The organism is Exiguobacterium sp. EA-TM-5 (assembly GCF_053878415.1).
In genome coordinates, this window is record NZ_CM132670.1 from 707,906 (window position 1) to 732,500 (window position 24,595).

Annotated in this window: 27 protein-coding genes, 6 tRNA genes, 1 pseudogene and 1 riboswitch (1 of these 35 only partly in view); of the genes and pseudogenes, 25 read left to right on the plus strand and 9 right to left on the minus strand. The window is 46.8% G+C overall.

All coding sequences use genetic code 11. The annotated features are described in order from the left end of the window. Positions 1-2: 2 nt before the first annotated feature. Complete coding sequence (locus ACV3PA_RS03735; protein ID WP_053452153.1) at positions 3-1,187, minus strand: hypothetical protein; 1,185 nt, start codon at positions 1,185-1,187, stop codon at positions 3-5. A gap of 156 nt (positions 1,188-1,343) precedes the next feature. Next, a complete protein-coding gene (locus tag ACV3PA_RS03740) occupies positions 1,344-1,871 on the minus strand; it encodes a type III secretion system chaperone family protein (RefSeq protein WP_023469644.1) in 528 nt (175 codons plus the stop codon). Between the two features lie 199 nt (positions 1,872-2,070). On the opposite strand from ACV3PA_RS03740, the pseudogene ACV3PA_RS03745 reads away from it, so the two are divergent. From ACV3PA_RS03745 to ACV3PA_RS03755, 3 genes and pseudogenes are all read left to right on the plus strand, one after another. After that, positions 2,071-4,507: pseudogene (locus tag ACV3PA_RS03745) on the plus strand (FAD-dependent oxidoreductase). A 183-nt stretch (positions 4,508-4,690) separates the two neighbouring features. Beyond that, positions 4,691-6,136, plus strand: a complete 1,446-nt coding sequence (locus ACV3PA_RS03750; RefSeq protein WP_456125657.1) for an alanine/glycine:cation symporter family protein — start codon at positions 4,691-4,693, stop codon at positions 6,134-6,136. An 85-nt stretch (positions 6,137-6,221) separates the two neighbouring features. Further along, the gene (locus ACV3PA_RS03755; RefSeq protein WP_456125658.1) at positions 6,222-6,683 is read left to right on the plus strand and encodes a hypothetical protein; all 462 of its coding nucleotides are present in this window, start codon (positions 6,222-6,224) and stop codon (positions 6,681-6,683) included. A 120-nt stretch (positions 6,684-6,803) separates the two neighbouring features. On the opposite strand, the gene ACV3PA_RS03760 is transcribed toward ACV3PA_RS03755, so the two are convergent. Further along, a complete protein-coding gene (locus tag ACV3PA_RS03760; RefSeq protein ID WP_456125659.1) occupies positions 6,804-7,616 on the minus strand; it encodes an aldo/keto reductase in 813 nt (270 codons plus the stop codon). 160 nt (positions 7,617-7,776) lie between these two features. Here ACV3PA_RS03760 and ACV3PA_RS03765 point away from each other — a divergent pair, with 160 nt between their 5' ends. Continuing rightward, entirely contained in the window at positions 7,777-7,980 is a 204-nt protein-coding gene (locus ACV3PA_RS03765) for a hypothetical protein (protein ID WP_053452157.1), read from the plus strand. Between the two features lie 40 nt (positions 7,981-8,020). Here the strand turns inward: ACV3PA_RS03765 and ACV3PA_RS03770 are convergent, their stop codons facing one another. Continuing rightward, entirely contained in the window at positions 8,021-9,331 is a 1,311-nt protein-coding gene (locus ACV3PA_RS03770; RefSeq protein ID WP_456125660.1) for a Na+/H+ antiporter NhaC family protein, read from the minus strand. 81 nt (positions 9,332-9,412) lie between these two features. After that, positions 9,413-9,517: riboswitch (SAM riboswitch) on the minus strand. A 69-nt stretch (positions 9,518-9,586) separates the two neighbouring features. Further along, a complete protein-coding gene (locus ACV3PA_RS03775) occupies positions 9,587-10,564 on the minus strand; it encodes a metal ABC transporter solute-binding protein, Zn/Mn family (protein WP_053452159.1) in 978 nt (325 codons plus the stop codon). Positions 10,565-10,734: 170 nt separating this feature from the next. Between ACV3PA_RS03775 and ACV3PA_RS03780 the strand changes: the two genes are divergently transcribed. Next, positions 10,735-11,724, plus strand: a complete 990-nt coding sequence (locus ACV3PA_RS03780; protein ID WP_053452160.1) for an alpha/beta hydrolase — start codon at positions 10,735-10,737, stop codon at positions 11,722-11,724. Positions 11,725-11,741: 17 nt separating this feature from the next. After that, positions 11,742-12,332 (plus strand): histidine phosphatase family protein, encoded by a 591-nt coding sequence (locus tag ACV3PA_RS03785; RefSeq protein ID WP_053452161.1) that lies wholly within the window; start codon positions 11,742-11,744, stop codon positions 12,330-12,332. Here ACV3PA_RS03785 and ACV3PA_RS03790 read toward each other — a convergent pair. Further along, on the minus strand, positions 12,329-12,820 hold the full coding sequence (locus ACV3PA_RS03790; protein ID WP_053452162.1) for a YwpF family protein: 492 nt from the start codon (positions 12,818-12,820) through the stop codon (positions 12,329-12,331). The genes ACV3PA_RS03785 and ACV3PA_RS03790 overlap by 4 nt on opposite strands. A gap of 142 nt (positions 12,821-12,962) precedes the next feature. Between ACV3PA_RS03790 and ACV3PA_RS03795 the strand changes: the two genes are divergently transcribed. After that, positions 12,963-13,289 carry a hypothetical protein gene (locus tag ACV3PA_RS03795; RefSeq protein ID WP_029342848.1) on the plus strand — a complete coding sequence of 109 codons (327 nt, stop codon included), beginning with the start codon at positions 12,963-12,965 and terminating at the stop codon, positions 13,287-13,289. A gap of 50 nt (positions 13,290-13,339) precedes the next feature. On the opposite strand, the gene ACV3PA_RS03800 is transcribed toward ACV3PA_RS03795, so the two are convergent. Both ACV3PA_RS03800 and ACV3PA_RS03805 read right to left on the minus strand, forming a co-directional pair. Next, the gene (locus tag ACV3PA_RS03800; RefSeq protein ID WP_053452163.1) at positions 13,340-14,791 is read right to left on the minus strand and encodes a nicotinate phosphoribosyltransferase; all 1,452 of its coding nucleotides are present in this window, start codon (positions 14,789-14,791) and stop codon (positions 13,340-13,342) included. A gap of 17 nt (positions 14,792-14,808) precedes the next feature. After that, complete coding sequence (locus ACV3PA_RS03805; protein WP_456125661.1) at positions 14,809-15,342, minus strand: cysteine hydrolase family protein; 534 nt, start codon at positions 15,340-15,342, stop codon at positions 14,809-14,811. Between the two features lie 163 nt (positions 15,343-15,505). Here ACV3PA_RS03805 and ACV3PA_RS03810 point away from each other — a divergent pair, with 163 nt between their 5' ends. From ACV3PA_RS03810 to ACV3PA_RS03820, 3 genes are read left to right on the plus strand one after another with little or no spacing between them, the layout of a single operon-like run. After that, a complete protein-coding gene (locus ACV3PA_RS03810; RefSeq protein ID WP_238238090.1) occupies positions 15,506-15,781 on the plus strand; it encodes a 4a-hydroxytetrahydrobiopterin dehydratase in 276 nt (91 codons plus the stop codon). Further along, entirely contained in the window at positions 15,771-16,271 is a 501-nt protein-coding gene (locus tag ACV3PA_RS03815) for a hypothetical protein (protein WP_456125662.1), read from the plus strand. The genes ACV3PA_RS03810 and ACV3PA_RS03815 overlap by 11 nt, the downstream gene beginning before the upstream one ends. Positions 16,272-16,290: 19 nt before the next feature. Beyond that, positions 16,291-16,554 carry a hypothetical protein gene (locus ACV3PA_RS03820; protein ID WP_023469628.1) on the plus strand — a complete coding sequence of 88 codons (264 nt, stop codon included), beginning with the start codon at positions 16,291-16,293 and terminating at the stop codon, positions 16,552-16,554. A gap of 52 nt (positions 16,555-16,606) precedes the next feature. Here the strand turns inward: ACV3PA_RS03820 and ACV3PA_RS03825 are convergent, their stop codons facing one another. Next, positions 16,607-17,347, minus strand: coding sequence for a rhomboid family intramembrane serine protease (locus ACV3PA_RS03825; RefSeq protein WP_053452167.1), 741 nt, complete (start codon positions 17,345-17,347; stop codon positions 16,607-16,609). A gap of 68 nt (positions 17,348-17,415) precedes the next feature. On the opposite strand from ACV3PA_RS03825, the gene acpS reads away from it, so the two are divergent. The 15 genes from acpS to ACV3PA_RS03900 form a co-directional block, all read left to right on the plus strand. Continuing rightward, the gene (gene acpS, locus ACV3PA_RS03830; protein WP_053452168.1) at positions 17,416-17,772 is read left to right on the plus strand and encodes a holo-ACP synthase; all 357 of its coding nucleotides are present in this window, start codon (positions 17,416-17,418) and stop codon (positions 17,770-17,772) included. A gap of 1 nt (position 17,773) precedes the next feature. Then, positions 17,774-18,847: an alanine racemase gene (gene alr / locus ACV3PA_RS03835; protein ID WP_053452169.1), complete on the plus strand. Its 1,074-nt coding sequence runs from the start codon at positions 17,774-17,776 to the stop codon at positions 18,845-18,847. A 139-nt stretch (positions 18,848-18,986) separates the two neighbouring features. Further along, a complete protein-coding gene (locus tag ACV3PA_RS03840; protein ID WP_023469624.1) occupies positions 18,987-19,211 on the plus strand; it encodes a hypothetical protein in 225 nt (74 codons plus the stop codon). 3 nt (positions 19,212-19,214) lie between these two features. After that, positions 19,215-19,565 carry a type II toxin-antitoxin system PemK/MazF family toxin gene (locus ACV3PA_RS03845; RefSeq protein WP_023469623.1) on the plus strand — a complete coding sequence of 117 codons (351 nt, stop codon included), beginning with the start codon at positions 19,215-19,217 and terminating at the stop codon, positions 19,563-19,565. A 193-nt stretch (positions 19,566-19,758) separates the two neighbouring features. Continuing rightward, positions 19,759-20,085, plus strand: a complete 327-nt coding sequence (locus tag ACV3PA_RS03850; RefSeq protein WP_029342841.1) for an STAS domain-containing protein — start codon at positions 19,759-19,761, stop codon at positions 20,083-20,085. Beyond that, positions 20,082-20,564, plus strand: a complete 483-nt coding sequence (gene rsbW, locus ACV3PA_RS03855) for an anti-sigma B factor RsbW (protein ID WP_050679021.1) — start codon at positions 20,082-20,084, stop codon at positions 20,562-20,564. The genes ACV3PA_RS03850 and rsbW overlap by 4 nt, the downstream gene beginning before the upstream one ends. Next, on the plus strand, positions 20,530-21,327 hold the full coding sequence (gene sigB / locus ACV3PA_RS03860) for an RNA polymerase sigma factor SigB (RefSeq protein ID WP_023469620.1): 798 nt from the start codon (positions 20,530-20,532) through the stop codon (positions 21,325-21,327). The genes rsbW and sigB overlap by 35 nt, the downstream gene beginning before the upstream one ends. Before the next feature lie 63 nt (positions 21,328-21,390). Continuing rightward, positions 21,391-23,511 (plus strand): Tex family protein, encoded by a 2,121-nt coding sequence (locus tag ACV3PA_RS03865; RefSeq protein WP_456125663.1) that lies wholly within the window; start codon positions 21,391-21,393, stop codon positions 23,509-23,511. Then, a complete protein-coding gene (locus ACV3PA_RS03870) occupies positions 23,508-23,948 on the plus strand; it encodes a SprT family protein (RefSeq protein ID WP_456125664.1) in 441 nt (146 codons plus the stop codon). The genes ACV3PA_RS03865 and ACV3PA_RS03870 overlap by 4 nt, the downstream gene beginning before the upstream one ends. Positions 23,949-24,097: 149 nt before the next feature. Then, positions 24,098-24,172: transfer RNA gene (locus tag ACV3PA_RS03875), tRNA-Asn, on the plus strand. Positions 24,173-24,179: 7 nt separating this feature from the next. Further along, positions 24,180-24,271, plus strand: a tRNA-Ser gene (locus tag ACV3PA_RS03880). Positions 24,272-24,321: 50 nt separating this feature from the next. Continuing rightward, positions 24,322-24,396, plus strand: a tRNA-Glu gene (locus ACV3PA_RS03885). Positions 24,397-24,399: 3 nt separating this feature from the next. Beyond that, a tRNA-Val gene (locus ACV3PA_RS03890) sits at positions 24,400-24,475 on the plus strand. 36 nt (positions 24,476-24,511) lie between these two features. Then, positions 24,512-24,587: transfer RNA gene (locus ACV3PA_RS03895), tRNA-Asp, on the plus strand. 4 nt (positions 24,588-24,591) lie between these two features. Then, positions 24,592-24,595 (plus strand) — tRNA-Gln (locus tag ACV3PA_RS03900) (it continues 68 nt past the right edge of the window).

Sequence of the window (24,595 nt, forward strand, 5' to 3'; positions counted from 1 at the left end):
TCTTAGTTGAGTGGTTCGAGAGCGTCCGTAATCCGTTCGCCTGTCGTCTCAGCTTTAACGTCACCTTTTTCAACGAGTGCGAGCCAGTCGTTCGCGTCTTTTGCGACTTGTGCTGCTTTTTCTTTACCCAGACGGTTTTCAAGTGTTGGTTTCATCGCAACGACGAACATGTTAGCTTCCATTGCTTCTGCGCGTGCTGTATCAATATCTTTCTTCTCGAGCGCCTCTTGTGCTTCTTCATGATAACCGTCGACTTTTTCTGTTAATGCTTTCGCAAATAGACCTTCAATTTCTTTGTAAGAGACGTCAGCCGGTTTTGTCTTCGAGAAGTCATACCGTTCTTTTAACGTTTTGACAGCCTCTTCATCTCCACCCGCTAATGATTCTTCGATCGCGAGCAGGAAACCATATCCTTCTGCTTGTTCCATTTGTAATTCTTTTTCGTCCGTACCAGCTTTAACGCCATCCTCGATTTTTTGTGCATAACCGAGTGCAGCCAAGTAGAAGGAACGGTAAATCGATTTATCCGTCACTTGTTTCGCTACATTGAAGTCACCGATTTCTTTCGCGTCGATGGCTTCTTGCTGAGCTGCAAGACCAGATGTGATGGCTTGAGCGATTGCGTCTTCGTTTTTAAAGCCGTAGCTCGCGTCACGTTTTTCAGCTGTTGGAATGAAGACGGTCTTTGCCATCGCTTCAATATCCTTAAGTGCTTCTGTTGCAGCTTCTGGCTTACCCGCAACGAGTGCTTCTTCAGCTTTTGCTTGCGTTGCTTTTTGTAATTTATAGAAGTACGATTGTAGACCTTTATCAACGAGTTGACGAGCGATGTTCTCATCGAGATCTTTCGCTTCGACACCGGCTAAAGCAGACTGGATGACTTGTTCGATTTCTGGTGCTGTCGTCTCGACGCCACCTTTTAATTTCGATTCATAACTCGTCTTGACCATCTTCCAATCAATCGCTTGTCCTTCTTTTGCTTTATCGAGTTCTGTTTTGATTGAGCTGAAGATTGTCAGTTCATCTGTCAGTGTCGTTGCAGCGATTCCTGCATCCGCTGATTTTGTTTCTGTCGACTGTTCCGTTTTCTCTTTTTTCGGTGCAGTCGTATCCGTTTCATTCGAACCGCAAGCAGCCAAGATACCGGCTACCATGAAGATCGATGCTACTTTTAAACGCTTTTTCATAATCGTGATTCCCCCAGAAGAATTAATAAGACGTTTTCCGCCATGTAGTCGTTTTCACAAATCTAACTATAGCGAGAATAATTCTCATTGTCAATTGAACTTTAAATAAAAAAATGGCTTTGGAGCGGGGCTCCAAAGCCATTCAGAAATGAAAAATCAGAACTGTTCATACAGTTTTGTCAAATACGTGTAGACTTCGTCTGATGCTTGGAACATCATGACAGAATGTCCGAAGATCGCAGCTGGATTGAAGCCGTGATCAAGGTCGATCGTTGATGCAATTGTAACATCGCGGTCGCTATCGAGAACGACGCGGAAGTATTTGAACTCTTGGTTAAAGTCGTTGATGGCGTTAAGAATCGGAAGATCCTCGACACCGTCTGGTACGTGTGTCACTGTACGAGCGAACAATTCGACATCTGTTGTCGTCTTACTGAAGACGATCATCATCATCGGTTCTGCTCCAGCAGGTGTTTTTTCTTGTGTCATGAAGAAGACGTGTGTTTCATTTTCACGTGCTTCCATTGGAATGCCTTTTTCCACGAGGAAAGCTTGGAATGCTTCCAAGTGTTGTTGCTGTTGCGGTGCAATTCCTTGTTCGTTTGTTTCGGGTTGACGATCTTGGTGAATCGGTGTCACTTTATTATTCTCGTTTGATTCGTTCGAGTTACGTTCCTGGTCCATTGCAAAATCCCCCTTTATATACTATAAATTCAGTTTCAAGCATTTCAGAAGGAATTGCAACTAATGTCCGTTAAGATAGGAAGAAAATACAAAAGGCAGAGATATGTCTTGTTTGTGAATCTACGAGCAACTGACTTGAAATGGCATACCTAACAGGGTATATTAGGTGACAGATAGAAACTCAAGGAGGAATCATCAGATGAAAACGATCATCGTAGGCGGCGTCGCTGGTGGCGCTACGGCAGCAGCACGACTGCGTCGGATTGACGAAACGGCAGAAATCATTTTGCTTGAACGGGGAAAAGAGATTTCGTTCGCAAACTGTGGACTGCCTTACTATATCGGAGATGTCATCAAGGATCGCAATAAATTACTCGTCCAGACGCCTGAAGGCATGCATGCGCGGTTTAATTTAGACGTCCGCAATTTGTCGGAAGCGATTCGCATCAATCGTGAAGCGAAAACAATCACGATCCGCAACGTCGAGACGGGTGAAGAATACGACGAATCGTATGATCATCTGATTCTTTCTCCAGGTGCAAAACCGATTCGTCCGAACATTCCGGGACTGAGTGATGCGACGAACGTCTTTACGCTACGCAACATCCCGGATACGGATCGGATGCGGGAATACGTCGATACGACGCGCCCTGATACAGCACTTGTCATCGGCGGTGGTTTCATTGGTCTTGAGATGGCAGAAAATCTTGCTGAACGAGGAGCGCGCGTCACTCTCGTCGAAATGGCAGATCAAGTCATGGCTCCAATCGACCCGGAAATGGCGGCAATCGTTCATGAACACTTGCGTGCAAAAGGCGTCGAGTTGATTTTAGAAGATGGTGTCGCTCGGTTTGAAGAGGCAGGTCGTCGTGTCGTCTTAACGAGCGGACGCGTGATTGCGACAGAAATGAATATTCTGTCGATTGGGGTCGCACCGGAGAGTACTCTCGCGGCGGATGCTGGTTTAACGCTTGGAATCAAGCAGACGATTCAAGTTGATGATCAACTGCGGACATCTGATCCATCGATCTTTGCGATTGGTGATGCGATTGAAGTTAAAGACTATATCACGAAGGAAGCAACACATGTGCCACTCGCGTGGCCAGCGAACCGTCAAGGGCGTCTCGTCGCTGATATCATCGCTGGGCGCGACGTCCGGTACAGCAGTAGCAAAAGTCTTCGATTTGACGGTTGCTTCGACAGGTAACAATGAGAAACGGTTGCGTCAGCTCGGTCTGCGTTATGAAGCTGTGCACCTGCATCCGGGATCGCATGCTGGGTACTACCCAGGAGCAAGTCCGATTTCGATGAAATTACTGTTTGATCCAATTGAAGGAACGATCTACGGAGCACAGGCAATCGGCATGATAGGCGTTGAAAAACGAATCGACGTCCTAGCAACTGCAATCAAAGGTGGATTGACGGTTCTCGATTTACCAGATCTCGAATTATCATATGCACCACCGTATAGTTCAGCAAAAGATCCGGTCAATATGGCAGGATATATCGCGTCGAATATTGTGCTTGGTGACAGCGCGAACGTTCATTGGCACGAAATCGATGCGATCGTTGCGAACGGCGGTTTGTTACTCGATGTACGTGAACCATCAGAAAACGAATTAGGCGCGATTCCGGGATCGGTCAACATCTCGTTACCGACGTTACGTGAGAAGTTGGATGATCTACCGAAGGATCAAACGATCTATGTGACGTGCCAAGTCGGATTACGTGGATATGTCGCGAGTCAACTGTTACAACAACACGGTTATGATGTGAAAAACTTAAGTGGCGGCTACAAAACATGGTCGGTCGTTCATCGCGATCAAGAAGCGCGAAGCCAATCGAAGGAGGAGACAGCTGTGACGGTAACGAAACGTGAACCAGAAACGAAGACTGCACCGGAACAAGTGACTCTGCTCGATACGTGCGGCTTACAGTGCCCAGGTCCAATCTTAGAGTTAAAAACAAAGATCGATCAAATGACAGACGGCGAGCAAATTTTCGTCAAAGCGTCTGATCCCGGTTTCTTACCAGACGTTCAAGCATGGGCGAAAAAATTAGGGCATACCGTCCATTCAGCGGAGATGAATCAAGGGGTCGTTGAGGTTTTACTGGAAAAAGGACAAGGAGAGACAGCTGCTGTAGCACCAGTTCAGGTCAATCCAGCAGATGATGCGACGATGGTCGTTTTCAGTGGTGATCTCGATAAAGCACTTGCGTCTTTCGTCATCGCACAAGGTGCACAAGCGATGGGGAAACAAGTGACGATGTTCTTTACGTTCTGGGGCTTGAACGTCATTCGAAAACCAGACGCACCAGCAGTCGAAAAAGCGGCTATTGAGCGGATGATGGGTATGATGATGCCGAAACACGCCGGGGAGCTACCACTCTCGAACATGAACATGGCAGGAGCCGGTCAAAAAATGATGAAAAAAGTCATGAAGGACAAACAAGTTGATGCGCTTGAGACGATGATGGCAAAAGCACAAGCCGCGGGTGTTCGGATGATCGCCTGCACCATGTCGATGGACATCATGGGCATCAAAAAAGAAGAACTTCTCGATGATATTGATTACGGTGGTGTCGCGAGTTACCTTGGTGCAACGGACGGTGCTAACCTGAATCTGTTCATTTAATTTAAAAGGATTGTTTATAAAAACGTGTCAAACCTCACATCTGATGTGAGGTTTGACACGTTTTTTGTCGTCTAAGGTATGGATGAGTTTGATTTTTCAAAAAAAATTGCGTATGATAATTCACATGTGAAAAAAGTTTACATCTAAAAAGAGAAACTATGTGGTGGAAGTGGAGGCAATCGGATGGAGAAACAGGTAATGGATGTGGTCAATAGAATCAGCGACACGTTATGGACGAACGTGCTGATTATCTTACTCGTCGGACTCGGGATTTATTTTACATTCCGGATGCGGTTCGTTCAATTCCGGATGATACCGGAGATGTTACGCTTACTGTTCCAAGGAACGGATAAAGGGAAAGATGGTGTGTCACCGTTCCAAGCATTCGCTATCAGTACAGCAGCCCGTGTCGGAACCGGCAACATTGCGGGTGTCGCAGCTGCAATCGCACTCGGTGGACCGGGAGCGGTTTTCTGGATGTGGTTGATTGCCTTGATTGGGTCGGCGTCAGCATTCGTCGAAAGTACACTCGCTCAAATTTATAAAGTACGTGATGATAAGGCGTGGCGTGGGGGCCCTGCCTACTACATGGAAAAAGCACTTGGTCAGCGGTGGTTAGGAATCTTATTTAGCGTATTGATTACGATTTCATTTGGATTTGTCTTTAATTCTTTGCAATCGAACACGATTTCACTCTCACTTCAAAATCAATATGGTTTTGATAAGATGTGGATTACTGTCGCATTAGTCGTACTGACTGCACTCGTCATTTTTGGTGGCGTCCGTAGTATCGCGACGGTTGCTTCATTCCTCGTACCGATTATGGCAGGTGGTTACATCTTGATCGCGCTGTATATCATGGTGACGAATCTTGAAGTACTGCCAAGTATTTTTAAATTGATCTTCCAAGAAGGTTTATTTGAGTTAAAGACTCTCGCAGGCGGAGCAGTAGGGGCAGCGCTCTTGAACGGTATCCGCCGTGGGTTGTTCTCGAACGAAGCGGGTATGGGTTCGGCACCGAATGCCGCAGCAACGGCAGAGGTCTCTCACCCGGTTAAACAAGGACTGATCCAATCGTTCGCCGTTTTCGTTGATACGTTGATGGTCTGTTCGGCAACAGCGATGATCGTTCTCGTCAGTGGGGTTCCGACGAAAGATGCGAATGGCGATGCTTTAGCTGGTATTGATTTAGCACAGGGAGCGCTTTCGTCACAAGTCGGATCGCTTGCGACAGGTTTTATGGTACTCGCGATTTTCCTCTTTGCGTTTAGTTCCGTCGTCGGAAACTATTACTATGGTGAATCGAACATTAACTTCATCCGTGAAGATAAGAAAATCATCACGATGTATCGAGTAATCGTGCTTGCAATGATCGTTTTCGGATCCCTCGTCGAATCGGCGAGCCTTGTTTGGGCTTTAGCAGATATCTTCATGGGACTGATGGCTGTCGTCAATCTGTATGCGATCTTCCGTCTTTCAAAAATCGCGAAACTGGCGCTCGAAGATTATGTCGGGCAACGAAAAGCTGGAAAAGAGCCGCGCTTCTATGCAGACTCGATTCCGAACTTACCAGGAAAAAGTACGCTTGAAGCATGGCAAGATTCAAAAGAAGATGAAAAAGCGATCTAAGGAAAGGGAGTCAGAGAAATCTGGCTCTTTTTTTGTATAGAACGAATTTAAAAAGGGAATACAGAGTACAGAAGGGAGGGGGAGAATGGAAAACGTACATTTCGTTCGCGTCACGGATGCGGTCTGGGAGTCGTTCGGAAACGATCCCCACATCATCATGGATTGGATTTTATTCATTCATGAGACGCAACCCGATCATGAACAGTTGTTTGCACTTGAACAAACGAACGCCATCTACCATTTAATGAATCAAATCGATATCTATATCGATCAGGAGACGCACTATAATCTGGGTCGAGCCATCATTGGCGAAGAGTTGATCGTCAATGAGGAAAAAGCAGCAATCGTCGGGATTCTTCCCTTACCGCTTCTGATCATTTCTGCTGAAGTGATGCGCAACTTCGATCAACAGGCACTCGCTTCGATTCATGATGAAGCCGGAACACCGGGCGAATTCGAAGACGTCTGGGAACAGTTTGCTGATCTTCGTGCCTATTTTCAAAAGGCGGAAGAAGCAGAAGACACAATTTTGATTTATTACGTATGATCAGCTCTATCCATAAAAAGAGAGACCCGATTCCAAGCCGTGGACTGGAAACGAGTCTCTTTTCATATGAATCAAGATGTTCTCACACTAAAGTTCATCTCTTTTATAGTAACCTTTAACTTAAAAATCGATTTCGTCCGGGTCTGGTCCGAGGCGGACGTCTGTTGCTAGACGATCAATTTTCTCAAGATCATCTGCATCGAGTTGGAAATCAAAGACGTCGAAGTTTTCCGCAATGCGTTCCGGTGTGACGGATTTTGGAAGAGCGACGATGCCGTTGTCGAGGTGCCAGCGTAAGACGACTTGTGAAGGTGTCTTGCCGTGTTTCTCTGCGATTTCCTTGAAATCATTGATTTCGAGGAATTTCCCTTGCATGAGCGGGCTCCATGCTTCGACTTGGATGTTGTGATCTTGCAAGTATTCGTGCAGTTCGTGTTGCGGTAATTGTGGATGCAACTCGACTTGGTTGATCATTGGTGCCATCAAGCCCTCTTCTGCCAATGTATCGAGGTGATGTTCCTTGAAGTTCGAGACACCGATCGCTTTGATCTTGCCTTCTTCATATAGTTCAACCATCGCTTTCCACGCTTCGATATAGCCTTCGACCGGCCAGTGGATCAGGTAGAGGTCAAGATAATCTGTTTCGAGACGTTCGAGCGATTCTGCGAATGCTTCCTTCGTCCGACCGGCACGAATATCATCGTTCCAGACTTTTGACGTTAAGAAGAGATCCTCACGTTTCACGCCGCTTTCCTTGATTCCTTTTGCGACACCGCGCTCGTTTTTGTAGACGGCAGCTGTATCGATATGACGATAGCCGACGCGTAATGCTTCAGCGACAGCAGCAGGTGCTTCTGTCTCTTCATCTACTTGCCAGACACCGAATCCGATTTGGGGAATCGTAATACCATTTGAAAGTTTTGCGTATTGCATGTGTTACTCCTCCTCATAAAACATAGTTTTAGATTTGCTCGTTTAGTTTAGCATGAACGAACGAAGACGTCCGTTTCCATGCTCATGGAGAAATAGAATGCGGTAAAATAGAAGAGAATTCATAAAATCTGACCGTATGTCAGAAAGAGGGGGAGAAAAGATGGCTCAAAAGAATAAAAAGTTATCAAAGGGAGCTTGGCTCAGTATTGGTGCCTTGTTGGTCACACAAGCAGTTAGTCTGTTTCTCAGTGCTCGAAAGTCAGGACGTAATCCATGGGTTTGGGGAGGAGCTGGACTCGTTCAATTTCCACTTCCGGCAATCGCCTATTTGATTTTAGAAAGACAAGCAAAGCAGAAAAAATAATAAAAACAGGTCCGATCATGACGATCGGACCTGTTGTCGATTAAGAAGAAATTTTTTCTTGCTTCGTCGATGTCTTTTTCATGCGTGGGAATCCGAAGAAGATGGCGATTGATCCACAAATGAAGAGTAGGAACGGATAGAACAGATACGGAATCAGTTCAGGAGAAGCTGTCTTCGTCAACTCCGCTGCAATCAAAAGCTGTGCTCCATACGGGATGATGCCTTGAATACCACAAGAGAAGATATCGAGGATACTCGCCGATTTCTTACGATCAACTTCATACGTATCTGCTATTTCAGCTGCTAGTGGTCCAGCGACCAAAATCGAGATCGTATTGTTTGCCGTCGCAAGGTTTGTTGCGCTAACGAGTGCTGCCATACTGAATTCAGCACCACGACGTTGTGAAATCTTGCGTGTCAGCGTCTCTTTTAAGAAAGCAATTCCGCCGTTGAACGTAATCAAGCTGACGAGACCACCCATGAGGAGTGTCAAAATTGAAATCTCAGCCATTCCTAACATCCCTTCGGACATCGAGAGGACGAATCCACTTAAGTCGAAGCTACCGTCGATCATACCGATGATGCCGGTGAGTAACGTACCACCGATGAGAACAAGAATGACGTTGACGCCAAAGATCGCTAGTACGATGACGGCAAGGTACGGAATCAATTTATAGAACTCGAATGCTTTTGCTTCGACGACGTCACCAGAACCAGACACGAATGCGAGTAGGATGACCGTCAAGATGGCAGCCGGGAGAACGATCATGAAGTTCGTTCGGAATTTATCGCGCATGTTCGTTTTTTGTGTCCGAACGGCAGCAATCGTCGTATCGGAAATGAATGACAAGTTATCTCCGAACATCGATCCACCAACGACAGCTGCCGCTGCGATGGCAACATTGATACCTGTCGCTTCATGAATACCGAAGGCGATGGGAGCAAGTGCAGCAATCGTTCCAGTTGATGTTCCCATTGCCATCGAAATGAAGGCGGCGATGATGAACAGACCACTCATGAGGAGCGAGGGAGGCAAGAACGTCAAGGCAGCATTAACGGTTGCATCGATTGCACCGATCGCTTCTGCAGTACCAGAAAACGTACCGGCTAATAAGAAGATGAAGACCATGATCATGATATCAGGATTCCCGGCACCAGTCGCAATCCGTTCGACGGTCTGGTTGATACTCCCTTTCGTTGTGATTGCAGCAAAGATTAAAGCGATCAAAGCGGCGATAAGAATCGGGAATTTGTAAAAGTCGTCATAAAAGATTCCGGCACCGATAAAGAGGACCAGGAATACGACGAGAGGAAGCAGTGCCCATTTGTTAGGCGTAATCGTTTCATTCATTGTTGACACCTCGTTTCTCAAAAATACAAAAAAAGACCCCTTCGCAAGAAAGAAGGAGGTCTTTATAAAATAAAGACGCTCTTCTTATCTCTCAAGCTTTCGCTTGCTGGATTTGGCACAGTACGAATCAAATCGTCCGCTGCCGAAACATCATCGGGCCAGTCCCTCCGTTTCTCGCGATAAAAAGAAGTCATTCAATTGTTGTAAAACACGTTTCTTACCGTACCGCATTGAGTAACGCGTGTCAACTGTACTTTACTGAAGTGCTTGTTTCAATGTCTGGACGTTTTCTTCCATCAATTTGAAATAAGAACTGTTTTGTTGCGTTTTCGTGACCGACTCTAGGTTATGAATCGTCACGGATTCAGCTCCGATTTCTTTTTGGATGACGCGCGCGACCTTCGGGGAAACAGTCTCTTCGAATGCGATATATTTCAAATCATGCATGCGTGCTTCTTTCACTAAAGCAGCCAGTTGCTTTTGTGAGGGTTCATCGGAAGGAGAAATTCCGGCGATTGGAAGTTGCGTAAATCCGTACCGTTCTGCAAGATAACCATAAGCGGCATGCGTGACAAGCAATTCTTTTTTCGATCCGTCAGCGACGGCTTGCTTGAATTGTTCGTCTAACTCATCAGCTTGTTGGTCGAAGGCTTCTAAGTTTTTCTCGAATGTTGCTTTATCTTTTGGTGCTTCTTTTGATAGAGCAATTGTAATCGAACGTGCCATTGCTTTCGCGTTGATAGGATCGAGCCAGACGTGTGGATCATATTTTCCATGATCATGTCCTTCTTCTTCATGCGCATGTTCATCCGTTGCGTGATCATCATGTCCTTCTTCTTCATGAGCGTGAAGCGTAGCATCCGATTCTAGTAAGGTAACGTCTTTACTCGTCTCAATGAAACGGACGTCCGTGCCTTTTAAGCTCTCTTGGATTTTTTTCGAATACGGTTCGAGTGTCGTACCTGTCAAGAGGAATAGGTCACCTTTAGCGATTTCAGTGAGTTGCTTTGAGGTGGGTTCATAAGAGTGAGGGTCTGCTCCAGGTGGGACGATCATCTTGACGCTGACTTGATCACCGCCGATTTCACGAGCAATAGCAGCGGTTGCGAACGTTGATGTATAAACTTCTGTCTGTTTGTTATTTGAAGTCGACGAATCGCTGTTTGAGCCGCAAGCTGCGAGGAGACTTGCACTCGCAAATGCGACCGTTAGAGCGGGAATGACTTTTTTCATTATGTGTTACCTCCGTTTTTAAAACGTAATTGTTCCGATTTGGACTTTTTCACTATAGCGGAACGTACGGGAGGCGTCAAGTAGGAATACCGAGACGTTCGACTTCTTTTAAAACGGGGTAAAAGAGTAATAAAGTGAAGAAACTGGTACGTCTTATTGGAGGTGATCAAGTGAAACGTGAAACTGCATGGCTAATGGGGGGAGCTGCATTATTGACGACGGCAGCAGCGGGAGCAAGCATTTGGAACAATTATGGGGCACTGCTTCGATGGACTGAACCCGCCTTGCCACTCACAGAAAAACAACTCGCACCGCGGACGCTCACCTACAAACAAGTGGGAGACCGCACCTTACAACTCGATCTCTATTATCCGCCAGGAGAAGGACCGTTTCCGGTCGCAATCTACGCGCATGGTGGCGCATTCGTTCGTGGTGAGCGCGAGGACATGTTCTGCTTTAGCCCAATCGTTGATCGCCTACTTGAACTCGGAGTTGCCGTTTGTAGTATCGATTATCGTTTGTTCGAAGACGGCAGTTATTTTCCGGATAACTTGGAGGATGTACGGGATGCGCTATGCTTTTTAAACAAGGAAGCAGAGGATCTCCGTATTCTAAGAGGACGAATGATGGTATGGGGAGACTCAGCCGGAGCTGCACTTATGCTGACGACGGCACTTGCTCCAACTGCTTTCGTCGGGGAGCGCGATGAAGGACACATGCCATTGATCAGTGGTGTCATCGCTTTATATCCACCGACGAATTTTTTATTGTTTAATTTCATTCAGACTTGGATCGCTCACATTAAGTTTTATAAAGGTGGACGGGAAGAATGGCGCAAACTTATGACCCACGTTTCACCCGTGACGCATCTCTCATCAGACGCCCCACCAATCATGCTCCTGCATGGCAAAAAAGATCCAATCGTTCCCTTTTCACAAGCGCTCCATTTCGTTGAGAAGGGAGCCGATGTAGGAGCGGATGTCCGTTTGTTTTCTTTTCCGAATGGTACCCACTCACTTGCTAGTTTTGCACAGACCGAAAATCCATTAAAGATTGAGCGACTGCTCGAACGAATTGAACGATTCACCTGTCAGGTGTTGTTATTGCCACCGCGACAACTTTCAAGTGAAAAACATGATACAATCAGTCATATTTCTTGAATGAAGGAGACAGAGACATGACTGAAATTTGTTTAGTGCGGCATGGTCAGACGGATTGGAACTTAAATGAACGGATCCAAGGAAGAGAAGATATTCCATTGAATGCAACAGGAAGAAGACAAGCGGAGCTAAGCGCCGCTTATCTAGCAAATGAGGAGTGGGATGTCTTATTAGCAAGCCCGTTATCGCGTGCCGTTGAGACAGCTGAAATCATCGGTCGTGCTGTCGGATTGACGATCACAGCGACGGATGACCGACTCGTTGAACGCGAGTTTGGTGCAGCTTCCGGTGAGCCGGTCGCAGCGATTTATGAAGCGGTTCAAGCGAACGATACGAACCTCGTTCCGGGTCTTGAGACGGAACAAGCGATTCAGGACCGCGTGTTCGAAGCGTTACAGGAAGTGACGCGAGTGCATGAGGGCAAACGCATCTTAATCGTTTGTCATTCACATACGATCAAGGCAGCCTTATCATCGATTGATGAGACGTTCAGTTACCGGACACCGTTAAAAAACGCGTGTGCGAATTATATCCACTATACGGATCACTATACGATTGATCGAATTAATGTAGCGGATCACATCACGGATGAAGTTGAGAAACCTTAAGAAATCGGTGCTTCCGGATGTTCTGCTAAATACTGTTTGAATGTTTCCTTCGCAATGCTCGTAATATGCGCGCCACGTTTTGAACGACGATCCTTGTACTCTTGGACGAGCTCCTCGCCGGCGAATCCGTCCTCGACGACTTCGCGTAAGATTGATTCGGATAAATCATTCTTCATCATGACCATCTTACCGGTGAAGACATACGAGACGTGTTCGCTTAAGGCAGTCCGTTCAAGGGGCGTGACGATCATCGCAGCAGGATCATTATCAGGTCGTGAGATCGTGATTTCAATTAAAGCACGTAAATGTTTTGTGAACAATTCATCGACGATTGGCTGATCGCTAGAGGGTACGACGATTTCTGCAACCCATTGTGCTGTCTGTTCGGTGCTGACCGTCAACCCGTCCTGAATGGCGACAGGAATCGTTGTATCGCGCCCGGATTCATCCATTAAAATGCGTAATGTGCATAATTTAAAGGTTTTCATGAAAAAATTGCCCTCCCTTGATCGCTTACGATTTTTCTACAGTATACCGTGCGGAATGTGGGACGGGAAACTTTTCCTGACGAAATTCGTATGAACTATGTTTAAATAAGACTAGATACTACTAACAGGAGGATCGTTCATTATGCCGCAAGTACTCATTGGAATATTAGGAATCCTGGGTATCGTTTTGCTTGCCCACCATATCATCATGTATTGGCATGCTGAACCGACAGACCGCCCGACGCTTGCATATCGCATTGCGCTCCTGATTGCCTGTTTGCTACTCATTAGTGGAAGTGATCATTTAATCAGTATTTTTTACGCGGATTCCTTAGCCGAATTCGGTCAACGCATAACGTATATCGTCTTCATCGGAGGTGCACTTGGCTTCGCGTGGTACTTTCGTAAGAAGATGGAACAAGCGCCAACAGAAATGACACCTGTCGGAAACGAAGCAGGATTGACATGAGAAAAAGCGCCGTTCGTCCTGAGGGAGGAGGAACGGCGCTTTTTTGTGTCTTATTTTAAACCACTCGCGAGTCGCGTATCGCGAATCATGTCGAGTTTTAACTTCCAAAGACGGTCGCTAAAGGTCACAGCATAGATTTCTGGCAAACGAAGGCGTTTGTATTCTTCCCACAGACGTCCAATCTGTGTTTCGTGGAAGTGGCGGCTCTCTTCGATTGTTGGAACCGTGTAGATCAACTCGCCGTCTTTAAAGATTGGTTCAAGCAACCGCTCGACTTTGAATTGCTCGACGCGGTTACGGAACGACGGGTCCCGGACATCGATTAAATCAACAGCTTCGAGTGTCGATGGATCTTCATCCATCAACGTGACGTAATCGCCTTTGAACTTATCTGTCACCGGATCGATGATGCGGTAGACTTCTTTGATATGAGGCGTTGTCGTTTTCGCTTTGGATGAGGATACTTTAATGACAGGAATAAGTTCGCCCTCTACTTCACGCGCGACGAGTTTATAGACCATTCCGAGAGCTGGTTGTTCGTAAGCCGTGATGCCACGTGTCCCGACGAGGAACGTGTTGGCTTGTGCGCCTTGAATCCGTAAGTCTTGGATGACGTATTCATCGAGGTCACCTGATAAGACGATGTCGACTTCTGGGAAGCCGGCTTCGTCAAGCATGTTGCGGGCGCGTTTTGACAAGTAGGATAAGTCACCAGAATCAATTCGGATGCCGCGGAGTTTGTGTCCTTTTGCTTGTAACTCTTTAGCGACCGTGATTGCATTCGGAAGACCACTCTTGAGCGTATCGTACGTATCGACGAGTAACGTCGCTTGATCCGGATAATGGGAAGCAAATGTTCGGAACGCCGTCAATTCGTCATCGTGGAATTGAATGTCGGCGTGCTCCATCGTTCCACCACACGGAATGCCGAAGTCGCGTCCTGCTGAAGCAAGGCTTGTGACGTCAAAACCAGCCAGATACGAAGCGCGTGTTCCGAAATAAGCCGCATCGATCCCTTGGGCGCGACGTGCACCTGCTTCAAGGAATTTTGCACGGGGAGCCGATTGGCGGATACGTGCGTATTTCGTCGCGATGAGCGACTCGTGATTTGCGATGTTCAAAATTGCCGTTTGTAGGAGTTTCGCTTCAAAGATTCGTGCTTCGATTCGAATCAATGGCTCATTCGGGAAGACGATCTCACCTTCTTTGACACTTGAAATCGAACCGTTGAACTTGAACTGACGGAGTTCATCCTTGAATTCATCCGGAAAACCAATCATCTCTTGCAAGTACGTGATATCTTCTTCCGTGAAACGGAGTGTTTGGATGTACTCGATGATATTCTCAAGACCTGCAAAGACGACGTAGCCTCCTTCGAACGGATTCGAACGATAGTAGACATCAAAGACGGCACGTTCGTTATGACGTCCTTCTTTCCAGTAGATATACATCCATCGTGGTAAATATAGATCGGTATGAAGTGCAAGATTACGTTGTAACATGACGGACAGATCCCTTCTTATTCGCCGACGACTTCTGCGCCGATCGATTGTTTAAAGTGTGTAAGAGCCCAGTCGTGACCTGTCGCGTTAAAGCTTGCGACAGCATCTGCATGGACGACGATACGATATCCGAGGTTATAGGCATCAACAGCTGTATGAAGGACACAGATGTCCGTACAGACACCGACGAGGTGGACTTCGCGAATATCCCGTTCACGCAAGCGTAAATCGAGGTCCGTCCCGGCGAACGCACTATAACGCGTCTTGTCGATGACGTGATCGGCGACCCGTGCCATGGCAGCGACTTTCCCGAAAAGGTCGCGTCCATGTGTTCCGCGGATATTGTGCGGTGGGAAGAGGACGGTCTCTGGATGGAACGTATCGCCTTCTTCGTGAATATCGTTGGCGATGACGACGTAATCCTCCGTTGAAAATTCCTCCATTAACGTAGCGATTCGATTTTCAATCGCTTGTCCTGGTTTTCCACAAGTCAGCTTTCCTTCGTCAGCAACGAAATCGATCGTGTAATCAATGACAATCAGAGCGCGCATGTGCGTTAGCCCCTTTCCGATTTTGAATTAGTGTTCTCTTTCACATTGTACTCTATCTCACACAGAAGGCAAAAGGAAGAAATCGGATACAAATAGGTATAGAGAAGTAAAAGAATGGGGTATAAGGTATAGGACGAAAATGATAGTAGAGGAGGAGAAAGGGATGGCTAGGTTGAATGAATATGAAGTGGAAGAGCGCCTAGAGCGGTTGCAGGATTGGAGCGTCGTCGATGATGAAATCGTTCGGACGTATACACTGCCATCGTTTCCCGCAGCATTAGATTTCGTACAGGAAGTCGGGAGTGTTGCTGAAAACTTGAATCATCATCCACGAATCGTGATCGATTATAAAAACGTTACACTTGCGGCGACGACTCATGATGAAAACGGATTGACGGAAAAAGACTTTCAACTTGCGGAGGCCTGTGATGCCATCTAAACTTTCAATTACATTCGGTAGCGGTTCGTTCGTTGAACAAATTCGTTCTCGTGATGCTCATATTCGTGTCGCTAGCGGAAGCGGCGATGCCATCCTCTGGATGGAAATGGACTCGAAATCGCCTTTTCAAAGTGGTAATACCTACACGTTGCTCGAATCGCGTGGGAATTTTTCAAATGAAGGCAGTCTCTTCTATTGGTCGATTCCGGCAGATAAAAATAGCGGGGATCTATTCGTGCACCAAGTCATGTCGAATCCGAAAGTCATCGGAGCAGAATATAGTGGCTTCCAGGCATTTCGGATTGGACGTGTCGAGAAAGGAACGGATCTTGTCCTATTGATTCAGTTCCACGAGACGGGGGACGGCGCCCGTTATGCAAAATCAGTTGAACGTCTCACGGTAGACCAGTATGCTGAAGAGGCAGGGAAGTCGTTCGCGCCTTCTCCCGTCATGAAACGGTATCAAATCGTACCACCAACAAATGAGTGAGATGCAGGGGGACTAACAGATGAAGAAGAACTATTTTGTCGTAGCAACACTTGGTGGCGCACTTGTCGGCGCTACTTTATCACTACTGCATAAAGATACGCGCCAAGCGCAGTTCGCGGCAGTGAAACGGACATTCAGTGGTGCAGGAACACAATTGTCTGCCGTCAAACAAGATCCAAAAGGACGCTTTGAGGAATTGAAAGCACTCTATACGGATAATCAGGAAACAATCCATAACCTGATTGACGATGTGAAGGACTTAGCAGAAGTGCTTCGTAAATAAGCTAAAAAAAGGGACTCGCACTAAAAGCGTGAGTCCCTTTTTGTATGCCGTTTTACAAGTAGCGGAAGAATAATCCGAGTACGGCAAACGCGATGATGATATAGAAGAAGATCCGACCAAATTGACCAGAACCGCTTACAAAGACAGGTCCACCGCTCGAACGACGACCCGTTTGGAACGGACGTGTGAATGGGACGGCACGATTACCAAATACGAATCCGAAGAGGAATCCGAGGACGAAACCGTACAAGTGACCAAAAACAGCGACGTTCGACCCAAGTAACGTAAAGACTGCCGTGACCGCAGTGAAGATATACACAAGGCGTGTATCGTCTGCCATGATGACCGTCCGCTTGAAGCGACTCAAGTAGACATAAAAACCAAGCAAACCAAGAATGGCACCAGATGCTCCAGCTTGTCCATAAAACGGTTCATTGATTTTCGTGAAGTACGTCAAGATGTTCGCAAGCGTACCAACGAGCAAATAAAAGGCAGCAAATCGACCATGACCAATCATTCGCTCGAGAGGTGGAGCAAAGATGACAAGGGCAAACGTATTGAACGCAATGTGCCAAAAATCGTAATGTAAGAAAGTTGCCGTGACGACACGCCACCATTCACCTTGTTCGATTAAGAGATTGATGGATGCCCCTGCACTTAGAGGAGAGAATGTCAGATTAAGGGCCACACCCAACTGTTCGATGACAAACAGGGCGACTTGGATTAAAATGAACAACGAAACGACCGGATAAGAACGTGTGAACGTTTGTAGGTTTTCCGTTCGACTAAACATGACAACACCTCGCTTCATCTTCATTCTATATGAAGATGGCGAAGAATAGAACTGTGGAGGCGTCTCGGATGATTTATGGAATTGGAATCGATTTAGTAGAACTGGATCGAATCGAGCAAACGCTTGAACGACAGCCACGGTTTATGGGAAGAATCTTGACGAAGGCAGAGCAGGAGCGATTTCAATCGCTCTTAGGACACCGTCGTATCGAGTACCTCGCGGGACGCTTCGTAGCAAAAGAAGCGTTCGTCAAGGCATTTGGAACCGGTGTCGGAAAAGAAGTTTCCTGGCAGGACGTCGAAATTTTAAACGATGAGACGGGAAGACCAATCATGACCGGACCATTTGATGGCGTCATCCACGTCTCGATCACACATTCTGAGCACTATGCGTCTGCGCAAGTCTTATTAGAGAAGAGGGAATGAGATGTACCGACCAACTTGGATTGAAATCGATCGGGAAGCGATCGCGCATAATATACGCGAAATTAAAACACGAATGGGCGAGCAACAAGTGATGGCTGTCGTCAAAGCGGATGGCTACGGTCACGGGGCAGTGACAGTCGCTGAGATTGCTCTTGAAAACGGAGCCGACTTACTCGCTGTTGCGTTACTTGAAGAGGCAATCGAGTTACGAGAAGCGGGCATCCAAGCACCGATCCTGATGCTTGAAGCCTTACTGCCGGAGCATGCGCCCGTCGCTTCGAATTATGACGTCGCCGTTCCGGTCTTCTCAGCGGACTGGCTACGGGAAGCAAAACAGCATTTGACAGAGATTGATCATCTTCGTTTGCATATCAAAGTCGATACGGGAATGGGACGGCTCGGGCTGCAACATGTCGATGAATTGAAACAAATCCTTGTTGAATGTGATGATGATCTGATTGAACTCGAAGGAATCTATACGCATTTCGCGACCGCGGATGAGCTGAATAGTCGATTGTTCGAGCGCCAACTCGAGACATTTTTATCCTATGTCGCACATGTACCAGACATTCGATACATCCACTGCGCGAATTCAGCGGCAGCGATCCGTCTAGCAGGTCAAGCACCGTTCAACGTCGTTCGAGTCGGTATCGCGTTATACGGGGCGATGCCGTCTGATGAGATGGCAGGACATTACGAGTTCTTAAAACCAGCATTTTCGCTGAAAAGTCGTCTGATGCAGGTCAAACAAGTCGAGCCGGGTCAATCGATTAGTTACGGCGCGACCTATACAGCGCCGACCGATGAATGGATCGGGACCATTCCGATCGGGTACGCAGATGGTTGGTCACGTAAATTCCAAGGTTATTCCCTGATCGTAGACGGTCTACCGTGCGAAATCGTCGGACGTGTCTGCATGGATCGCTTGATGATTCGTTTACCGCGAGAATATCCGATTGGGACGGAAGTCATCTTGATTGGGGAAGGGGCACCGATTGAAGAGGCGGCCCACTGGCTCGGGACGATTAACTATGAAGTTCTTTGCCAATTCTCGAAGCGTGTTCCGCGTCAATGATTCGTACAGGACATCAATAAGATGGCAAAAATATGTTATTTGTTTGAATTTTGATTGTATTTTCTGAATTCGACTGATATATTGAAGTAGAAAGTGAGTCGTTCGTTAAGGTTTCAGTGAATCTGGAGGTGCCATTATCTTGGTCCAACAACGGGAAATGCAGTTTGTTGAGCGAAATGTAGCGAAGGAGACGATTGGGATGAAGTCGAACCATACGACCGAAGAACGCAAGCGTCAGCTACGTGAGGAATTGAAACGTGGTTACGAAGAAATGGCAGCAATCAATTTATCGATCGTTGGCGAAATGTTCCAGATTGAAACGGAGGCGGAGTTCTCACTCCTACGTCAAGTAAGCGGGGTGTAAGCTTTGATAGTCAAACGTGGCGACGTGTTTTATGCAAATTTGTCACCTGTGGTCGGATCGGAACAAGGGGGAGTTCGTCCCGTGCTTGTTCTACAAAATGATATTGGTAACCGATTCAGCCCGACAGTTATCGTGGCTGCGATCACGGCACAGATCGACAAAGCCAAACTACCGACCCATGTGGAAGTATATCGAGAGCGACACGGATTAGAACGTGATTCGGTCATCTTACTTGAGCAAATCCGGACAATTGATAAACGCCGTCTAACGGATAAAGTCACACATCTAGATCCAGACACGATGATGAAAGTAAATAGTGCCGTTGCAATCAGCTTAGGCTTGGTTGATTTTTAGGCACTTACATAGAAGCGCAACACAAGAAGAGTCGATACTAGCGTATGCGACTTTTTTTGACCTCTTTTTTAAAAAATGGGTTTTAAAGTTTTCTTTACGGGGAAATATACCCAAGTGACCTTTTTATAAAGGGATGAGGTAGGATGAATAGAAAGACCACATAGACAGATTTTCCTTGAGGAGGAACTTGAAGATGGATTTAACAATTAAAACAGAGCAGCTTGACGGTCAGACGCATCTTTATATCGCAGGTGAGATTGATACGTATACGGCACCAAAGCTTCGCCAAGAATTAGTCCCGGCAGTCGAAACAAATGACGTCATCGTGCATTTGGATGAAGTACATTACATGGATTCAACAGGTCTCGGTGTTTTTGTCGGTGCACTCAAAGCAGCGAAAAAGAACGGTACGTCGTTCACGCTCGTCGGTGTTTCTGAACGAATCCGTCGCCTGTTCGAGATCACTGGTCTTTCAAGCATCATTACAATTGATAGTGGTGTACGAGGTGGTACGCAATGAAGAACGAACAACTAAACATGACATTACCGGCAAAACCGGAATATGTAGCCATTGCTCGTTTGACGGTTTCAGGCGTCGCAAATCGCATGGGATACACGTATGATGACATCGAAGATATCAAAATCGCTGTCTCAGAAGCGTGTGCAAATGCTGTTCAACATGCATATGAAGGAAAAGAAGATGGTAGCATCGCATTGACATGCAACGTTTATCCAGACGATCGTCTAGAGATTGTTGTCAAAGATAACGGCATTACGTTTGATAAAGATGAGGTCAAACGCCAAAGTGAACCGATCACGGATTCACACGATCTCGATTCCTTGCATGAAGGAGGACTCGGTATCTTGATGATCGAAGCATTGATGGATCAAGTAACGATCGAGAAAGCGAACGGCGTCACTGTCCATATGACAAAATATATGAATAGAGATGAGGTGGGTCAAAGTGCCAGCAAAGTCTCAACAACGCCATCACAGTGATGATGAAGTACTTCGACTGATTGATTTGTATCAGCAGGACGACCAAGATGAGGAAGTGCATGCGGCATTACTCGAGCGTTATTCAGACTTGGTAGAAGCTTTGGCCCGGAAGTTCTCGCGTGGTCGACCGATTCATGACGATCTTGTTCAGGTCGGAATGATTGGGTTACTCGCAGCACTTCGCCGATTCGATAAGGAATTTGGTCGCAGTTTTGAATCGTTTGCTGTTCCGACGATCATTGGAGAAATCAAACGTTTCATCCGCGATAAGACATGGAGCGTCCACGTTCCACGTCGCATCAAGGAACTCGGACCAAAAATCAAGAAGGCGGTTGAAGAGTTGACGACGGAGCTACAACGCTCTCCTCGCATCGATGAGATTGCTGCTCGCCTTGAAGTATCAGAAGAGGAAGTCCTCGAAACACTCGAGATGGGTAAGAGTTATCAAGCTCTCTCCGTCGATAGCTCGATTGAGGCAGATCAGGAAGGTAGTACCGTTACCTTACTCGACCTCGTTGGTAATCAAGAGAATGGCTATGACTCTGTCGATCAGCGTCTGATTCTCGAAAAAGCATTTGCTGTTTTAACAGACCGTGAGCGTTCGATTCTCGAATGTGCTTATTATCGCAATATGAGCCAAAAAGAAACGGGAGAACTACTCGGCATTTCACAAATGCACGTGTCCCGTCTCCAACGACGTGCTTTGCAGAAGTTGCGTGAAGCGATTAAAGTCGAACCAAATGAAGTATTTTCAAAAGACTGACCTCGTGTCAGTCTTTTTTCTTTTCGATGCATTCTTCGGTATAATGAATGAGAGGTGAAGCAGATGGAAAAGAGAATCGCAAGTGAATTGAATGTACGTCCTGCTCAAGTGAAGGCAGTCTTACAATTGACGGAAGAAGGCGGTACGATTCCGTTCATCGCCCGCTACCGGAAAGAACAGACAGGTGAACTTGATGAGGTCGCGATTAAAGCGATCCTCGACCGACATAAACAATTAACACAACTTGAAAGTAGACGAAGTGATGTCCTTGAAAAAATCGAGGAACAAGGCGTACTGACACCCGAACTCCGTCGAACGCTCGAAGAAGCGACGACCTTACAACAAGTCGAAGATATCTACTTACCGTTTCGACCAAAACGTCGGACGAAGGCGGAAATTGCACGGGAAGCAGGGCTTGCGCCACTTGCTGACTGGTTACGCGACAAGTCTGCCTATGATGAGGCAACATTCCAGCGTTTGAGCGGTACACTCGATTCGGAAGAAGCCCTTGCCGGGGCACAATCAATCATCGCTGAGGAGTGGGGCGAACAAGCGACGGTGCGTGAGTTCATTCGTAAGCAAATACGTCGTTCAGCAGAAATCGTTACAAAACAGAAAAAGGATGCAGTTGATGAAAAAGGTGTGTTTGCACAGTACTATGCTTACAACGAACGGATTCAACAGATCGTTCCGCACCGGATTCTCGCGATCAACCGTGCCGAGTCGTTGAAAATCGTCTCGGTGAAGGTCGTTTTAGAGGAGCGGCAGGTTTTACCAACATTGCTTCGTTCCTATGCACAACTGGCGCCAAAGAAACGTGACATCGTGGAAGCGGCGATCACGACCGGATATAAAAAATCCGTCTTCCCTGCTATCGAACGAGAAATCCGAAACGAACTGACTGAGAAAGCAGAAATTCAGGCGATTGACGTCTTCGGTAAGAACCTCCGTCAACTCTACATGCAGCCACCGATGAAAGGAAAAGTCATGCTTGGTCTTGATCCGGCTTATCGGACAGGGTGTAAGTGGGCGGTCATTGATCCGACGGGTGAGATGAAGGAAGTCGGTGTCATCTACGTGACGATGTCAGAGCAAAAAGCGAAAGAAGCGCGCCAAACCCTTTCAAAGCTCGTCGATACATATGGTATCGAATTGATTGCAATCGGTAATGGTACGGCTTCTCGCGAGACGGAAGCGTTCGTTGCAGACTGGATGAAGGGGCAAACGGATATCGCTTTTACGATCGTGGACGAGGCAGGCGCGAGTATTTACTCTGCGTCAGAGATTGCCCGGACCGAATTCCCGGAGCTTCAGGTCGAACAACGATCAGCGATCTCGATTGCACGTCGTCTGCAAGATCCACTTGCTGAACTCGTCAAAGTCGATCCACAATCGGTTGGTGTCGGTCAGTATCAACATGATGTCTCACAAACGAAACTCAGGGAGACGCTTGATTTTGTTGTCGAAACGGTCGTCAACCAGGTAGGTGTTGATGTGAATACAGCGTCAGAACCGCTTTTGAGTTATGTAGCGGGAATCACGAAAGCAACAGCGAAAAAGATCGTCGAACGTCGCTTGGAAGTCGGAACGTTCAAGGCACGTCAGGAACTGTTAAAAGTGCCTCGCCTTGGTGCAAAAGCATATGAGCAGGCAGCAGGATTCCTACGAATTCTAGAAGGGACGCATCCACTTGACCGAACGCCGATCCATCCGGAACAGTACAAAACAGTCGAGAACCTCTTCAAGACATTAGGGTTAATGCTCGACCAAGTCGGAACAGATGCAGTTCGCGAACAATTGTCTACACTATCGTTACCAGAGATGGCACAGACGCTCGAGATCGGGGAACCGACATTACGTGACATCATCGAAGCGTTACAACGTCCAGGTCGTGATCCACGAGAAGCGCTTGATAAGCCGTTGCTCCGTCAAGATGTTCTATCAATGGATATGATCCAAGTGGGGATGGAGTTCCAAGGAACAGTCCGTAATGTCCTCGATTTTGGTGCATTCGTGGATATCGGAGTAAAAGAGAATGGATTGATTCATATCTCGAAACTCAGTCGTAAGCGTGTCAAACATCCGCTTGATGTTGTTGCTGTGGGTGATATCGTAACCGTATGGGTGACGAATGTTGAACCAGAGCGGGGACGGATTGGATTGACACTGGTTCCGCCGGAATGACGAACGAACAATTACAACTATACGTCGAGCAGCTTTCGCTCGACGTATTTTCCTTACCGTTTCGACATGAAGCTTATTTTAACCCACGATTGAAGACGACGGGTGGTCGCTACTTCTTAGGGGATCATCACTTAGACTTTAATAAACGATATATGGATGACATGAAAGTCTTCCGCGGCATCGTGATTCATGAACTGTGTCATTACCATTTACACCTAGCGGGAATGGGGCATCGTCATCAAGATCAAGACTTTAAGGAATGGTTGGAGCGGTACGGTGGGCTTCGATACAGTCCGAGAAGACAAGAAGACGAAAAAAAATCCTATCTTTATGAATGTGAGAAATGCAGCACATTATATAGAAGGAAAAGACGCATGAATACGGAAAGATACCGGTGCGGTCGATGTCGTGGAAAGATTTTTTACAAAAGTAGTTGACGTTCATTTCGGAGCATGATAAATTATAGAAGTCGTCAAAACGACAGCAACTAAACAACTTATCGTCGCTAAAAACTTTTTTAAAAAAGCATTGACGAAAAGAAAAAAAGTTGCTACTATATAAAAGTGTTCCGAATAGAACGTAACGTTCCGCAATAGCTCAGTGGTAGAGCAACCGGCTGTTAACCGGTAGGTCGTAGGTTCAAATCCTACTTGCGGAGCCATTCTTTTGGAGATGTACCCAAGTGGCTATAAGGGGCGCCCCTGCTAAGGGTGTAGGCCGGGAAACTGGTGCGAGGGTTCGAATCCCTCCATCTCCGCCAGACCTCTTATGTGAAAATGTTTCTTGAGAATAATTATTGATTACTTAGATGGCCCGTTGGTCAAGCGGTTAAGACACCGCCCTTTCACGGCGGTAACACGGGTTCGAATCCCGTACGGGTCACCATATGGAGGATTAGCTCAGCTGGGAGAGCACCTGCCTTACAAGCAGGGGGTCGGCGGTTCGATCCCGTCATCCTCCACCATTTCTTTTTAAAGAGTTGTTTACAACTTCAAATTGCGGTCCTGTGGTGTAGCGGTTAACATGCCTGCCTGTCACGCAGGAGATCGCGGGTTCGAATCCCGTCAGGACCGCCATTTTTGGG

Coding starts and splice junctions, on each gene's coding strand:
- ACV3PA_RS03815 (WP_456125662.1), top strand. CDS start 15,771: ATGCCATCTAAACTTTCAATTACATTCGGTAGCGGTTCGTTCGTTGAA.
- ACV3PA_RS03790 (WP_053452162.1), bottom strand. CDS start 12,820: ATGAAAACCTTTAAATTATGCACATTACGCATTTTAATGGATGAATCC.
- rsbW (WP_050679021.1), top strand. CDS start 20,082: ATGAAGAACGAACAACTAAACATGACATTACCGGCAAAACCGGAATAT.
- ACV3PA_RS03865 (WP_456125663.1), top strand. CDS start 21,391: ATGGAAAAGAGAATCGCAAGTGAATTGAATGTACGTCCTGCTCAAGTG.
- ACV3PA_RS03870 (WP_456125664.1), top strand. CDS start 23,508: ATGACGAACGAACAATTACAACTATACGTCGAGCAGCTTTCGCTCGAC.
- ACV3PA_RS03750 (WP_456125657.1), top strand. CDS start 4,691: ATGGAGAAACAGGTAATGGATGTGGTCAATAGAATCAGCGACACGTTA.
- ACV3PA_RS03775 (WP_053452159.1), bottom strand. CDS start 10,564: ATGAAAAAAGTCATTCCCGCTCTAACGGTCGCATTTGCGAGTGCAAGT.
- ACV3PA_RS03810 (WP_238238090.1), top strand. CDS start 15,506: ATGGCTAGGTTGAATGAATATGAAGTGGAAGAGCGCCTAGAGCGGTTG.
- ACV3PA_RS03825 (WP_053452167.1), bottom strand. CDS start 17,347: ATGTTTAGTCGAACGGAAAACCTACAAACGTTCACACGTTCTTATCCG.
- acpS (WP_053452168.1), top strand. CDS start 17,416: ATGATTTATGGAATTGGAATCGATTTAGTAGAACTGGATCGAATCGAG.
- ACV3PA_RS03850 (WP_029342841.1), top strand. CDS start 19,759: ATGGATTTAACAATTAAAACAGAGCAGCTTGACGGTCAGACGCATCTT.
- ACV3PA_RS03785 (WP_053452161.1), top strand. CDS start 11,742: ATGACTGAAATTTGTTTAGTGCGGCATGGTCAGACGGATTGGAACTTA.
- ACV3PA_RS03795 (WP_029342848.1), top strand. CDS start 12,963: ATGCCGCAAGTACTCATTGGAATATTAGGAATCCTGGGTATCGTTTTG.
- ACV3PA_RS03755 (WP_456125658.1), top strand. CDS start 6,222: ATGGAAAACGTACATTTCGTTCGCGTCACGGATGCGGTCTGGGAGTCG.
- alr (WP_053452169.1), top strand. CDS start 17,774: ATGTACCGACCAACTTGGATTGAAATCGATCGGGAAGCGATCGCGCAT.
- ACV3PA_RS03805 (WP_456125661.1), bottom strand. CDS start 15,342: ATGCGCGCTCTGATTGTCATTGATTACACGATCGATTTCGTTGCTGAC.
- ACV3PA_RS03820 (WP_023469628.1), top strand. CDS start 16,291: ATGAAGAAGAACTATTTTGTCGTAGCAACACTTGGTGGCGCACTTGTC.
- ACV3PA_RS03735 (WP_053452153.1), bottom strand. CDS start 1,187: ATGAAAAAGCGTTTAAAAGTAGCATCGATCTTCATGGTAGCCGGTATC.
- ACV3PA_RS03800 (WP_053452163.1), bottom strand. CDS start 14,791: ATGTTACAACGTAATCTTGCACTTCATACCGATCTATATTTACCACGA.
- ACV3PA_RS03740 (WP_023469644.1), bottom strand. CDS start 1,871: ATGGACCAGGAACGTAACTCGAACGAATCAAACGAGAATAATAAAGTG.
- ACV3PA_RS03765 (WP_053452157.1), top strand. CDS start 7,777: ATGGCTCAAAAGAATAAAAAGTTATCAAAGGGAGCTTGGCTCAGTATT.
- ACV3PA_RS03760 (WP_456125659.1), bottom strand. CDS start 7,616: ATGCAATACGCAAAACTTTCAAATGGTATTACGATTCCCCAAATCGGA.
- ACV3PA_RS03770 (WP_456125660.1), bottom strand. CDS start 9,331: ATGAATGAAACGATTACGCCTAACAAATGGGCACTGCTTCCTCTCGTC.